The sequence below is a fragment of the Pedobacter sp. genome (genome assembly GCF_046462515.1).
Taxonomy (GTDB): Bacteria; Bacteroidota; Bacteroidia; order Sphingobacteriales; family Sphingobacteriaceae; genus Pedobacter.
This window is the reverse complement of the sequence record NZ_JBKGVD010000008.1, coordinates 98338-111927: the sequence shown is the minus strand read 5'-3', so window position 1 is coordinate 111927 and position 13590 is coordinate 98338. Positions and strand designations below refer to the sequence as shown.

General features: G+C 35.5%; 11 protein-coding genes. 1 reads left to right on the top strand and 10 read right to left on the bottom strand.

From position 1 onward, the window contains the following. Positions 1 to 2: 2 nt before the first annotated feature. The 10 genes from ACLHG9_RS08515 to ACLHG9_RS08470 form a co-directional block, all read right to left on the bottom strand. Positions 3 to 1169 carry a 1-deoxy-D-xylulose-5-phosphate reductoisomerase gene (locus tag ACLHG9_RS08515; RefSeq protein ID WP_410221076.1) on the bottom strand — a complete coding sequence of 389 codons (1167 nt, stop codon included), beginning with the start codon at positions 1167 to 1169 and terminating at the stop codon, positions 3 to 5. Positions 1170 to 1416: 247 nt separating this feature from the next. Further along, entirely contained in the window at positions 1417 to 2916 is a 1500-nt protein-coding gene (locus ACLHG9_RS08510; RefSeq protein WP_410221075.1) for a GH3 auxin-responsive promoter family protein, read from the bottom strand. A gap of 34 nt (positions 2917 to 2950) precedes the next feature. Next, positions 2951 to 3829, bottom strand: a complete 879-nt coding sequence (locus ACLHG9_RS08505) for a hypothetical protein (RefSeq protein ID WP_410221074.1) — start codon at positions 3827 to 3829, stop codon at positions 2951 to 2953. Positions 3830 to 3906: 77 nt separating this feature from the next. Beyond that, positions 3907 to 4875, bottom strand: coding sequence for a glycosyltransferase (locus ACLHG9_RS08500; RefSeq protein ID WP_410221073.1), 969 nt, complete (start codon positions 4873 to 4875; stop codon positions 3907 to 3909). 61 nt (positions 4876 to 4936) lie between these two features. After that, complete coding sequence (locus ACLHG9_RS08495) at positions 4937 to 5890, bottom strand: glycosyltransferase family 2 protein (protein ID WP_410221072.1); 954 nt, start codon at positions 5888 to 5890, stop codon at positions 4937 to 4939. Between the two features lie 97 nt (positions 5891 to 5987). Beyond that, positions 5988 to 6578, bottom strand: coding sequence for a DUF4199 domain-containing protein (locus tag ACLHG9_RS08490; RefSeq protein ID WP_410221071.1), 591 nt, complete (start codon positions 6576 to 6578; stop codon positions 5988 to 5990). An 11-nt stretch (positions 6579 to 6589) separates the two neighbouring features. Next, complete coding sequence (locus tag ACLHG9_RS08485) at positions 6590 to 7264, bottom strand: hypothetical protein (protein WP_410221070.1); 675 nt, start codon at positions 7262 to 7264, stop codon at positions 6590 to 6592. Next, positions 7257 to 8519: a dihydroorotase gene (locus tag ACLHG9_RS08480; protein WP_410221069.1), complete on the bottom strand. Its 1263-nt coding sequence runs from the start codon at positions 8517 to 8519 to the stop codon at positions 7257 to 7259. The genes ACLHG9_RS08485 and ACLHG9_RS08480 overlap by 8 nt, the downstream gene beginning before the upstream one ends. Next, positions 8516 to 10561, bottom strand: coding sequence for a BatA domain-containing protein (locus ACLHG9_RS08475; RefSeq protein ID WP_410221068.1), 2046 nt, complete (start codon positions 10559 to 10561; stop codon positions 8516 to 8518). The genes ACLHG9_RS08480 and ACLHG9_RS08475 overlap by 4 nt, the downstream gene beginning before the upstream one ends. A gap of 309 nt (positions 10562 to 10870) precedes the next feature. Further along, on the bottom strand, positions 10871 to 12454 hold the full coding sequence (locus ACLHG9_RS08470; protein ID WP_410221067.1) for a L,D-transpeptidase family protein: 1584 nt from the start codon (positions 12452 to 12454) through the stop codon (positions 10871 to 10873). A gap of 262 nt (positions 12455 to 12716) precedes the next feature. On the opposite strand from ACLHG9_RS08470, the gene hisG reads away from it, so the two are divergent. Continuing rightward, positions 12717 to 13568 (top strand): ATP phosphoribosyltransferase, encoded by an 852-nt coding sequence (gene hisG, locus ACLHG9_RS08465; protein ID WP_410221066.1) that lies wholly within the window; start codon positions 12717 to 12719, stop codon positions 13566 to 13568. Positions 13569 to 13590 lie beyond the last annotated feature (22 nt).

The following is a 13590-nucleotide window of genomic DNA, read 5'->3' as shown; positions in this document are numbered from 1 at the left end:
TTCTATTTTAGATTAGTTAATAAATGTTTTGTTACTACTTCGGCCGCAAATATACGTGTCTGTTCATCGGTTTTTAAATAATCCTCCAATGTAGGGTGAGCAATAAAAGGAATACTTGCCATAGCTTCCTCCATTACATCACTCATTTCTAAAAATCCAATCTGGTCTTTTAAAAATGCTTCTACCACTATTTCATTTGCCGCATTGATGATACAGGGCATGTTCCCCCCCTTTTTCATCGCGTTATAAGCCAGCTCAAGGTTACGAAAAGTTTTTGTATCTGCATGACTAAATGTTAACTCGGGGTAGCTTAAAAAATCAAAACGTTTAAAATTATTACTTATCCTCTGCGGATAGGCTAACGCATAATGAATAGGCAGTTTCATATCTGGAACCCCCATCTGGGCTTTGATAGACCCATCATTAAACTGGACCATTGAGTGGATAACAGATTGTGGATGTATAACTACTTCAATTTGTTCGGGCTGAAGGTTAAAAAGCCACTTAGCTTCTATTACTTCAAGTCCTTTGTTCATTAATGAAGCCGAATCTATGGTAATTTTCGCCCCCATAATCCAATTAGGATGTTTGAGTGCTTCTTTTTTAGTAACTGAACCCAGGAAAGTTCTATCTTTACCTCTAAAGGGCCCTCCAGAGGCAGTAAGTATAATCTTTTCAATCGGGTTATGTTTTTCGCCCACAAGGCATTGAAAAATAGCAGAATGCTCTGAATCTACCGGAATAATTTCTACCCCATTTTGCTGCGCCAGTTCCATCACCAGTTCACCGGCAACTACTAAGGTTTCCTTATTGGCCAGACCAATATTCTTTTTAGCCTTGATTGCAGCAATAGTAGGTTTAAGTCCTACAGAACCAACAAGGGCAGTAATTACAAAGTGAGTTTGAGGAAGAATTACAGCTTCTGCTAAAGCTTCCTCACCGCACAAAACTTTTATACCTGGTAATGCTGTTTTGACTTTGGCATAATGCGCTTTATTACCGATAACCACTAAATCGGGTTTAAATTCCAAAGCTTGCTGTATCAAAAGGTCGGCACTATTCTGTGCAGTTAAGGCATTAACTTTATATAAGCCCGGATTTTGCCGCACCACATCTAAAGTTTGTGTACCGATTGAACCTGTTGAACCTAATATTGAAATATTTTTCAAATTGAAATGACTATTATTTATGTTAATTATCTGTCTTATGACTAAATTGTCTTATTATTTAACTAAGCTTTCAGCTTCTCATTCGCAAACTTAATCAATCAGTATATTTCCTTTGATAAAGCACATGAAGAAATTACCTCTAAATAAAATTCCTTAAGTAAAAAGCATTTGTATGAGTTTTAAGCTGGTTTAATTGTAAGTAATTATCCAAGCAATGGAGCAATAAAACAATTCTCACATTAAATTTTCAAATTATATACCGAATTAACTCTTCTGCTATCTTTCTATCGTTACTTAAACGTGGCACTTTATTCTGTCCTCCAAGCTTACCTTGAGACCTCATGTAATTTACAAAGGCATCTTTTTTCAAAGATCTGATAATTAAAGGTTGTAATACATTGCCTTCTATCAGATCAAAATAATAGATATTTTTTTGCTGTAAAGCCTGATCTACTTTTTGGGAAAAGGTCTTTAAGTCTGCAGGTTCCTTAGCAAATTCTATAAACCATTCATGATAAGGAAGCTCTCCTTCAGCTGGATTTACCTGGGGAGCTACTGTAAACTCTGTAATCTCTACATTTTCATCGTTCGCTACCGATAACAATGCTTGCTCCACTTCCTCACCTATTACATGCTCGCCAAAAGCAGAAATAAAATGCTTGATACGGCCCGTTACTATAATCTTATACGGATTTAAAGAAACAAACTTAACGGTATCTCCAATACTGTATCCCCATAATCCCGCATTCGTATTCAGGATTAAAGCATAATTCTTATTCAGTTCTACCTCGCCAAGACTTAAACGTGCTGGATTTTCATTATAATACTCGTCAGCCGGTATAAACTCATAAAATATACCCGAATTGGCTAATAACAATAAACCCTGAGATTGTTGGCTATCCTGATAGGCAATAAATCCTTCTGATGCCGGGTAAGTTTCTATAGAATCTATTTTTTTACCTATACTGGCTTCTATTTTAGCCCTGTAGGGTTCATAGTTCACACCTCCGTAAACAAACAAACTAAAATTCTTGAAAATATCTTTGATTTTTTTCCCTGAAGATTGCTGGCTCAACCTGTCGAAATACATTTGCACCCAAGGCGGTATACCTGAGATCAAAGTCATGTCCTGATTGATCGTTTCCTTTACAATAGCATCTACTTTTTGCTCCCAATCTTCTATACAATTGGTTTCATAGCTTGGCAGACGGTTTTTTTGAAGATATGCAGGCACCAAATGTGCAACAATGCCCGACAAGCGACCTGTTTTTATACCATTTTTAATACTAAGCACCGGACTTCCCTGTAAAAAGATCATCTTGCCATTCACAAAATCTGCTTTTCCTGTTTCATGCACATAAGTTAATAGAGCGTTTCTCGCAGCCTTAATATGTTCGGGCATAGACTCTTTAGAAATTGGGATGTATTTTACACCTGAGGTGGTGCCTGAGGTTTTTGCGAAATACTGAGGTTTACCCTTCCATAATACATCTTCTTCACCTTCTACAACTCTGTCTATATAAGTTTTTAATCCTTCGTAATCTCTTATCGGTACCTGGGCTTTAAAATCTTGATAATTATTGATGGAAACAAACTGATGATCTTTACCAAAAGCTGTATGTTTAGCCTTTTTAACCAATTGTAACAAGGTTTGCTCCTGTGCCGCAACAGCATGGTATTTCCATTTATTGATCTGTTTTACTACCCACGCTGCAAAGGGCTTACTTAATGCTGATTTTAATCCCATACACAATTCCTGAGTGCTCTCGTTAAATTATCAATTATACAATATTATGGATAATATCGGGATGCTCGTCTCCTTTATATTCGCTCATGATTTTGCGATATGCTACTGCAAAAAAAGCTGTGGTAAACGGCACAATAACAAATGAACTAAAAACAACTACAATTAGAGATATATATTGATTGATATTGTAATCAAATATCCAGTTGATCAGTTCAAAGCCCATTCTTATTACGGCATAAAAAAATGCAAATACTACGGCCTGTACGGCAACAAGTCCTGCAAAAATCATTAAGAGCTTCACAAAGTTTCCTTTGGTTGTAGCTAGGCTTAGCTTAATAGATTCAAAAGGTGGACTTTGCTTATCAATAATAAAAAACGGGTAAAAGATAATGCGAATAAAAATGATGAATACTGATAAAATAGCGATACCAACAGCTACATTTACAATTACATCGCCTACGGCTTTTAAATTAGAAATCAAATCCTGATGGTAAAGAAACTTAATGACCCAGTCTATGATAAAAAGGACTGGCATTAAAAGTATAACAATAAAAAATATACTCAGTCCAAAATACAAAGTACCTACTAGAAACTTAATCACTTCTTTTCGGGTAGGCAAAGTATCTACAATCTGTATTTCTTCGTTTTCTGTATTGTCTAAAAGTCTCAGAATGTATTTAATAAGGCAAAGTTCTATTATACAATAACAAAGGATAAAGATTAGAAGCATTACCGCTCTGATACCTACATGCAGTTCTTCAAGGAAAAACGCCATTAATGTAGATGTAGATGCGGTTATAAAAACCAGAAAGCATAAGGTAGCTATAGAGAAATAGTTATCACGCGTAACCTTCCAGGCCTGCATAACCACATCTTTAACCGCAAAAGTACTTTCTTTAAGATAGTTTATCATTTTTTTAATTGTTTTTCGTTTGGCGATAAGCTTTTGGCAGTTTTACTATCAATGCCATGCGCTAAACGCTCTTCGCTTCATTCTTTTTTTAACAGCACTCTTTTTACAAGGTCTTGCATAAAGCCTAAACCATAAGCCGTAAGCTGTATAAACGACGCAACAACACTCAAAAATGCAATTTTTATTGATTTATTAACTTGCCAAGCATGAAAAAATATCAACAAAAAATAAAGCAAGAGAAAAAAATTGCATACGTATGCCAAAGGTCGGTAAAACAGATTACAAACTATAGTAAACAACAAACCTAAAGTGAAAACAGCAGGAAAAAAATGAACAAGCTTTAATTCTGAAGGAAAATGTTTATAAATATTAATACGCGCTCTTCCAAAAAAATGCAATTGTTTGTAAAACTGTTTAAAACTTGTGCGGCGTTTATGATAAACTTTTGCCTCGGGTATAAGGCCAATTTTAAACCCGTTTTCATGTATGCGTATACTGTATTCAATATCTTCTCCTAAACGGGTAAGAATAAATCCGCCTACTTTTTCATAAACCTCTCTCGAGATTCCCATATTAAAGCTGCGTGGGTGAAATTGTCCGATATGTTTTTTATTTCCACGTATGCCTCCGGTAGTAAAAGGAGAAGTCATTGCATAGCTAATGGCTTTTTGTACAGGTGTAAAGCTTTCATGAGCTGCATCGGGCCCTCCAAACGCATCAAGATTGTGCTCATAAAGGTAATTCTTTACAATTTCAAGATAGTTAGAAGGGACTAAAATGTCTGAGTCGAAAATAATAAAATAATCGCCTTTAGCACGTTCAAAACCAAAATTACGTGAAAAACCCTGTCCTGAATTCTCTTTATAAAAGTATTTTATATCAAGTTTATCAGCGTAAGAAGCTACGATATTTTTTGCATCATTAACTGAGCCATCCTCTATAACCAACACTTCAAATTGTGTATAGGTCTGTTTGCATAAAGTTGTAAGCAGCTCATTGATTTCCTGCGGACGGTTGTATAGAGGTATAATGATGGAAAAAAACATATCTTGAGACTAAAAGCCGAAAGACTAAAGACCAAAACAAGTTTAGCTTTAGTCTTTAAGCTCAATTGATTTCTTTTTCTATTAAATACTGGTTACGTTCAGGGGCACTACGTGTTACCAGTTCTGCCACAAAGCCTGTTAAAAACATTTGCGAACCTACAACAATAGCCACAAGTGCAATATAAAACAAGGGTTGCTCAGTGATTTCTCTTTTATAAGGGATGTGCATAGAAATATGGTATAGTTTTACCCCTATCATCCATAAAGCCATAATAGTACCCAGTAAAAAGCTCAATACACCCAGTGAGCCAAAAAAGTGCATAGGCCGTTTACCAAATTTGCCTACAAAGAAAATAGAAAGGAGATCCAAAAAGCCATTCACGAAACGGCTTAAGCCAAATTTGGTTACACCATATTTACGGGCTCTGTGTTCTACTACCTGCTCACCTATTTTACTAAACCCTGCCCATTTTGCAATTACCGGGATATATCTGTGCATTTCACCGTAAACTTCAATGGTCTTTACCACATCGTTGCGGTATGCTTTTAAGCCACAATTAAAATCGTTGAGTTTTATACCACTCATTTTACGGGTTGCGGCATTAAATAATTTGGTAGGAATGGTTTTGGTAACAGGATCGTAGCGTTTCTTTTTCCAACCCGAAATCAGGTCATATTTTTCTTCTTTGATCCTTCTATATAATTCTGGGATCTCATCAGGACTATCCTGCAAATCAGCATCCATGGTAATCACCACATCGCCTCTTGTGGCTTCAAAACCTACATTTAAAGCCGCCGATTTACCATAATTTCTCCTGAATTTAATTGCCCGTACAGTTGGATATTCTTCTTTAAGTCGGTTAATTACATGCCATGAATGGTCTGTACTACCGTCATCAACAAATATAGCTTCGTAACTAAAGTTATTTGCCATCATTACATTATTAATCCAGGCCATTAATTCGGGTAATGATTCTTCTTCATTAAATAAAGGAATTACGACTGATATATCCATTTATGTTGATTAACGTTAAGTGTTCAAAAAACAACGTGCAAATTTCATCAAATAAATTGACAAAATCCGCACGTTGTTTAACTTCTCTTTGTAATTTTTATTGTTCTGTAGGTTGTTCGTTAATTACATCTGCAAAAGGGTTAGGGTCGCTTTTCTTAAATATCAATGCAAAAATCAGAGCACCTATAAAGTACATTACCGCAGAAATACCAAAACCAACTATAGCCTGTCCAAAACTTGGAGAAAATTGCTTATCTAAGCTCTTTTCTGTGCTTTCAAGCGCTTTTGCGGTATCTTCATCACTTAATCCCAACGATTTCATGGTACTTTCACTTTTAGACATTACCATCTCTTTCATAGTGGTTGGGTAAGAAGGGTCTATATACTTACCAAAAGCAATATTGAAAATATACATAATAGCCATAGAAAGAAGAAATGTTACAAATATTGGCCCTAATGCCTGATTAAAAGTCCAGTAACCACCTGCTTTTTTTCTCATATCTAAAGTGAAGAAAATAGCTAAAGCAATACCTATTAGCATTGTAATAATGCCAAAAGTATATGAGCCCATTATAGAAGGCATAATATACCAGCTAACTAAAAAAATAACGATATTGATGATGCCCCAAATTAGTCCATTTTTTAGTGCTTCACTTTTTAGGCTTACACCCGGTTGATTGTTTACCATAGCAATTTAAATTATTTAGTTCTGTTAAATTTAACAATTAAACTGTAAACAGCCGCATCAAAAGCCTTATTATTGCTAAATTTAATCAGGTCTTTAACAATCTGCTCGCTACCGTTGGGCTGAAGGAAGAAAGTCATAAAAGGAACAAAAAGTGCTTCCATCTCCTCTCCCAGATTTAAGATTTTAGCATTCAGGCAAATGTCTTCTACACTGCTTTCGGCCAATTGCTGGTTACTGATGATATCTTCATAAATATGAAACTCATCCTGAAACTCATCTTCTTCTACCAGCAAGAATTCTTTTAAGAAATCTTCAAGTCCTGGCTTCAATTGCTCATCATTACACTCATTGATATACAACAATAGGTTAAGCAACTCTGTACCTCTATCTATAGTTTCTTCCTCAATACCTTCCCATTCCTTAGAATCGAGATAATCAGCTTCTAGTCTGTTTACATCACTGGTAAAGAAATTGATCATCAACAAATCAAACAACACCTCTCTTAATTCGTCAAATTTCGGATTATCATCTACCACAGCATCAAAGGCATTTACTTTATCCATAAAATTGGTTTCCATGGCAAAAACAGGTAAAAGACCATCTATAAATGACTGCCCTTCGGCTCTTTCTATTGCTGCGTATTGATTAACAGCCTCTTCTAAGGCTTTTTTTACATTATTATTCATAAGATTGATATTGACTGTTGTTATATACTAACTGAACTTTACCGGTAAGCTCTTTATTTAACAATGGAGAGTTGGCAGATTTAGAATAATTATTTTGCAGGGTATATTGCCATTTCTGCTCAGGGTTATACACCACAAAATTCGCTTTTGATCCTACTTTAATTATAGAGGTTTCTAATTTTAAAAGCTTCCTTGGATTAAGCGCCATTTTTTGTGCGATCAATTCAGGCGAAAGGCCTGCCTGTAATAATAATGGTAAGGCGGTTTGCAAAGCTATGATACCATAGGCAGCAATTTCAAATTCTACATCTTTGAATTCGATTTCATGTGGGCGGTGCTGAGTTGATATAGCATCTATAGTCCCATCCCTTAAGCCCGCAAGTAAAGCTTTTACATCTGTTTTACCACGTAAGGGGGGCTTTACTTTATAGTTGCTATCAAAACCACTCAAAAGATCATCGGTAAAAACCAATTGATGCGCTGCCACATCGCAGGTTACTTTTATGCCATCCTTCTTCGCTTTTTTTATCATGGTTACTGCACCAGCAGTGGAGATATTACTGATATGCAGAGGCGCATTATGATATTGTGCAAGAAATAAATCTCTTGAGATCTGCATTTCTTCTGCCAAAGCCGGGATACCTTTCATACCCAATAAAATGGTGTTCTCACTTTCATTTACATGCGCTTTTGCTGAAATGGCTTTATTTTCAGGAAATGTGATGAGCAAACCATCAAATCCCAATGCGTATTGTAAAGCTCTGCTCATGAAGCCATCATCGGTAAGGGTTTTATTACCTTCAGAAAAAGCGACTGCTCCGGCTGTTCTCATATCATACATCTCGGCAAGGTCTTTTCCTTCCATATTTTGACTGATAGCACCCAAAGGATAAACATCTACCAGATTTCCTTTAGCTTTATTCAACAAATATTCTACCTCGCTTTTACTATGTACTACTGGTTTTGTTGACGGTTGTATAGCCAAAGCAGTAAAACCGCCAGCCTTAGCCGCGGCAGTTCCAGTTTGCAGGTCTTCCTTGGTTTCAAATCCAGGATCGCCAATCATGCAATTCAGGTCCATAAATCCCGGCGATAAGATTGATCCGGCAGCCTCAAATACTTGCTCATTTTTATTTGCAGTTAAATGTTCGGCTATTGATGTGATACTTCCTTTTTCAACTCTGATATCGCAGGTTTTACCGTTAAACTCGCTCTCCGGATCCGCAATTTTAATGCTCTTAACTAAGAGGTTCATGAATGTGTATGTTTTTGAATTTTATAAAATCTAATCAGTAAAATCTCTGTTAAAATAGAAACCAGACACAAAATTAGGCAAAGTTTCCATAACTCTGTTCCATTATTTTTGATCTCAACAGCCGATTGAATGCTCTTGTTGCCGGTATCTGTAAATTGAATGGGTTGTTTCCCAAAAAGTTTCTCCAGATCATCTTGGGTAGAGAATTTCATCAACGATTCAGATCGGTCGTCATTGAAAGCTATAACCGCCAAAGTTGAATCGGCTTTTTTCACTTCATAAAAACCGGCTTTTTTGATCTGATCATCAATGTACATCAAGGTTTTGTTTGCATTTTGCTTAACTTCAGGTATTACCTCAAAATCATTGTTAATTATTTTTAAGGTTTGATTTTTACCTAACGTAGTCTGTGCTGTTTCTATAACGTGATCTTTACCAACCGTATAAAACAAAGGAAGGTCTTTTGCACTCGCAAATGCGATCTTGTACATTACAGGTATAAATAAAGGATGCCTGGCAAAATTACTTTCAGTTTCATTTAAACCCGAAGAGAAGAGGTAAACATTGCCTATCCCTTTTGAAAATTTAGTTAGAAAGGAATTACCTAAAGGCAATTGCATTAAATTTTCCCGGTATTGCCCCTGTGTTTTTCCATAATTAAAGTATTGATGAACCTGTGGCAAATCCATTTTCTCGGGCAATTGCTCAAATACATCTTTAAACAAAGGGTGCCTAAGCTCTGCCTGACTAACCTTAACGTCTATCTTGTTAACTTGAGCAATTGTTGGAAGGTCCAATATTTTTAGAAATTCATTATAAACTTCTTTATTGGCACTAATATCAGGAAAAATAACAACAGAACCTCCATTGTTAATATATTTCTTCAATTCATTAGCTAAACCTGTTGAAGGATTTTGAAGTGCGTTTAGAATTACCAGGCTAAATTTTGGGATAAGAGCATAATTAATGTTATTTTCTGGTAAGCGGATTAAGTTAAAATACGGATCTGCCCCATATAAGGCATCTATATACTTAGACAGTTCCTGCTTACCGTTAACAACCAAAACCGATTGATTTTGATTTACATTAAAAGTAAAATTGAGGTTATCATCAAAAGTTAACGGAAAGTCTTTGATACTGACAACTGCTTTTTGCCACCCTGCGGTTAGTCCATTAAATGATAAAGTATCATATTTGCTTTGTCCGGCTTTTACCGTAACGTTAGCTACCGCTTTTTGCTGGTTATTGATCAACAATTTAAGGGGTATGTTCTGTGCGTCTCCATCACTGTAATTGCGCACTTTTACCACCATCTTTTCTGAAGTGCCGGGCAAATGAACCGGAGAAAGAAAACCTACACTATCAACCGCTATATTGGGCAGTGCATTTGCATTCAGCTTAATTAAAGATATCTGATTATTTTCTTCTTTTTTGATCGGTTCTTTTCCTGCAAAGCTTACTTGAAAGTCTGAAATGACATAAGAGATATAATTTCCTTCTCCGCTAAAAACAGCCTGTTGCCTGTTAATTACCTGTTGCAGCTCACGGTGTACAGGCGATACTTTAATTTCATCTATCGCCGATAAGATTTCTTCTTTATTTAACAGTCGCTGATGCTTACCTTCAAAATCGTTAGTTAGCAGTTGGAATTTATCATTTAGCTCATAAGAACCTACTATTTTTTTGGCCGTTCTTTTCGCTTCGTCCAATAAACTTCCTTCTTTATTTACAGCATCCATGCTGTAAGAGTTATCTACAAATACACTGATTATTTTTCTTATACCACGATCGGCCTGTTTACCATTTGTAAAATAGGGGCGTGCAAAAGCAAATACCAGAAATATGATGGCTAATATCCTACAGAGTAAAATCAGTAGGTTTTTTAAGTTTTGACGGGACGAATTCTGCTCTTTTACTTCTTTTAAAAAGGCTACATTACTAAAGTAAACCTTTTTATATTTTCTGAAATTGAATAGGTGAATAACAATAGGAATGGCTATAGCCAGTAATGCAAACAAAAAACCCGGATAAAGGAAATTCATTAAAAACCAAAGTTAGGAATTTTATACAATTTACCTAATGCAGCCTGCCCTAAAAAAGTTTTTTGCCTGATATAGAGCTTAAGTATAATCAAAGATGTTAAAACAAATTCAGCATGAAGAACTGTGTTCTATTGTTTCTTTTTTAAACGTCATTTTATCTTTTACAAGCGTTACCCTGAACTCGTTTCGCAGTCTATTATGTGGTTATTTTTCTAAGATGCTGAACTAAACGCCGTAGCTATCATGCATACTATTGAAAACACAAATACTTAATAAAAAATTTAGCATGACGCAAAACGGAATCAGAACTTACATATACCTTTTCAAAGCTTCCCATAAAATGGGGTCGTATCCGTAAACATCAGGCCTGAATTCTATCTTATTGTTATTTGCCCAAGCTGTAAAATACGATACTACCACTGCAACACCTTTCCTTGTGGCAAACCATGTAGGCTTTAACTGAAAAGTATTTAGGGTATCTGTTTTTTTAGCCATCTTAGTTTTAAACAGCTCGTTCTTGGCAGTATCAACGGGTGGCAAATCTACCTCCATGCGCAGTTTATCATATTCCTTATCATTATTTATCAGTAACTGCGCAAATTTAAGCGGATCTTCTACTCTTATACAACCATGGCTAATAGCTCTTTTACTTAAATTAAACCCATATTTTGCATTTGTATCATGTAAGTAAATACTAGAACTGTTATCAAAAACAAACTTGAATTTTCCTAAAGCGTTTCCATCGCCCGAACCTTGTTTAAAAGAAAAAGGCAATTTCTCTCTCGGATATTTATCCCATTGTATAGTATCAGGTTCATCTATAAGCCTGCCATTCTGGTAAACCTTAATATTATTATTCGATAAATAAGCTGGATTTTTCATTACCATCCAATAAATTTCGCTTTTTGCGATACTGGCCGGTATATTCCAGATAGGGTTTACTTGAATAGAATTAAAAACACTTACTAATTGTGGGGTTTCGTGATTTTTAGGTTTATCATCCAGTTTACCCGATTTTAGATAAGCCTTCATTTTATCTGCATAGCCGGCTTCCCTTTTTTCTCCCACACAAACTTTCATTGAAGCTAAGGTATCTGTTCCTTTAATCCAGGTTAATCTGAAATCAGGTATGTTTACCCATACCGCTTCACTGGTATTTACAGGTAATTGCCAGCGCATCCGCTCTAAGTTAATTTTAATTGTCTTTATCGCTTCATTTTCCTCATTCTTTAAGCTATCACGATATACGGCAAGCCCCTTTTTCAATGCCAGGTAAGCAGGAGCAGCAGGTTGCGATTTTTTGAGCTCAGCTACAATATCTGCCGCATTTAAAACAGAGTCCATTTTAGCGCTATCAGGTCTTAGATTTTTAATGTAATACCGGTTTAAGAAATTGGCCGGATTAATAGCCCCAAAACGCATAAAATTAGTGTATTTATTCAATGCTAAAGCCGAACTAATTTCTAAATCAGCAACCGCAGCATACACCTCGTCAATATTTTTAAATTTATTGGCATTGAGTATAGCGAGGTCTTTTTCTAATGCCGAAGACAGAAAGATTTCGGGATTAAAGCCATCCTCATAACTACTTAAAACATATCTTTTTAGGCTGTCTAATCCTCCGTTAACATAAAATTTGGTAACTAACAGTGGTAAATATTCATTAGATTGATAATAAGCCTCTATAACTTTAGGATTGAGACTGGCATTGATATGTTTTGCCAAAGCCTCTTTAAAAACCGGCTTATAAGCTGCAGTATCAAACTTATTGTACAATTTATTGTTAAAATGACTGCTTAGCACCTTTGCTATTTCAGGTTTTTCTTTGAACCAGTTACATGCAGTTAAAACAATAGAAAAAAGCGTAAAAAGTAGTAATTTCCTCAAGTTCACGTATTAATTTAAATGGATTGCACTCTAATATAATCAAGCTCATAACAAATTAAATGCCATTATTTTTTGTTTTTGATATATCAGATGTATATTTGCGTCTCGTCTTCTTTAAGAAGGGAATAAACATTAAAATGAATTTAACTTTAAACTTCCATTATCATTTCCATCATCGCCATCATGGCGATAGATAGTGGTATGTTTTTGTACGTCAAAAACGGTTTAAATTAAATAGTTTATTTCTTGTATCTTTTATAAATTCATTGTGAAAACTTTAAAAATTGCTATCCAGAAATCTGGAAGGCTAAATGAAAAATCTGTAGAGATTTTAAAAAACTGTGGTCTTTCTTTCGAAAACTACAAAAGCTCGTTGATTTCAAAAGTGGGTAATTTTCCCCTCGAAATTTTATTTCTGAGAGATGATGATATTCCCGAATACGTACAAGATGGAATTGCCGATTTAGGTATTGTAGGTGAAAACATCATCATAGAAACCAATGCCAATGTTTCCTATCTGCAAAAATTAGGCTTTGGCAAATGTGCTTTAAAAATAGCAATAAAAAACACCTGCGATATCAGTGAAATTAAAGAATTGGAAGGCAAAGCCATTGCTACTTCTTATCCTGTAATTCTTTCCAGGTACCTTAAAGCAAACAACATCAACGCCCAGATCAGGAACATATCAGGTTCGGTAGAAATTGGCCCGGGACTAGGTTTAAGTGATGCCATTTTTGATATTGTATCAACCGGAAGCACTTTAAAAAACAACGGGCTTAAACCTTTTGTTAGTGTAATGGATTCAGAAGCTGTTTTGATCTCAACTAAAGGTATGGAGTTTAATGCCGAAGTACTGGAACTGGTAAAACGTATACAGTCGGTGCTTAGAGCTAAGGCTACAAAATATGTGGTGCTTAACGTAGAAAAGAAGAATTTACAGCGCATTGTAGATTTACTTCCTGGCGTAAAAAGTCCTACTGTAGTACCATTATTTGAAGAAGACTGGGTAGCTGTACATTCTGTAATCCCTGAAGAGGATTTCTGGCAAAAGATCAATGATCTTAAAGCCGCCGGCGCTCAGGGAATTGTAGTTATGCCTATTGAGAAAATCATAGCTTAAAACTACGAAAAATACAAAAAAC

Bases quoted from the DNA above. Each gene is read 5' to 3' on its own strand.
- ACLHG9_RS08485 (WP_410221070.1), bottom strand. From the start codon at position 7,264: ATGAATAATAATGTAAAAAAAGCCTTAGAAGAGGCTGTTAATCAATAC.
- ACLHG9_RS08490 (WP_410221071.1), bottom strand. From the start codon at position 6,578: ATGGTAAACAATCAACCGGGTGTAAGCCTAAAAAGTGAAGCACTAAAA.
- ACLHG9_RS08505 (WP_410221074.1), bottom strand. From the start codon at position 3,829: ATGATAAACTATCTTAAAGAAAGTACTTTTGCGGTTAAAGATGTGGTT.
- ACLHG9_RS08510 (WP_410221075.1), bottom strand. From the start codon at position 2,916: ATGGGATTAAAATCAGCATTAAGTAAGCCCTTTGCAGCGTGGGTAGTA.
- ACLHG9_RS08495 (WP_410221072.1), bottom strand. From the start codon at position 5,890: ATGGATATATCAGTCGTAATTCCTTTATTTAATGAAGAAGAATCATTA.
- ACLHG9_RS08480 (WP_410221069.1), bottom strand. From the start codon at position 8,519: ATGAACCTCTTAGTTAAGAGCATTAAAATTGCGGATCCGGAGAGCGAG.
- ACLHG9_RS08475 (WP_410221068.1), bottom strand. From the start codon at position 10,561: ATGAATTTCCTTTATCCGGGTTTTTTGTTTGCATTACTGGCTATAGCC.
- ACLHG9_RS08500 (WP_410221073.1), bottom strand. From the start codon at position 4,875: ATGTTTTTTTCCATCATTATACCTCTATACAACCGTCCGCAGGAAATC.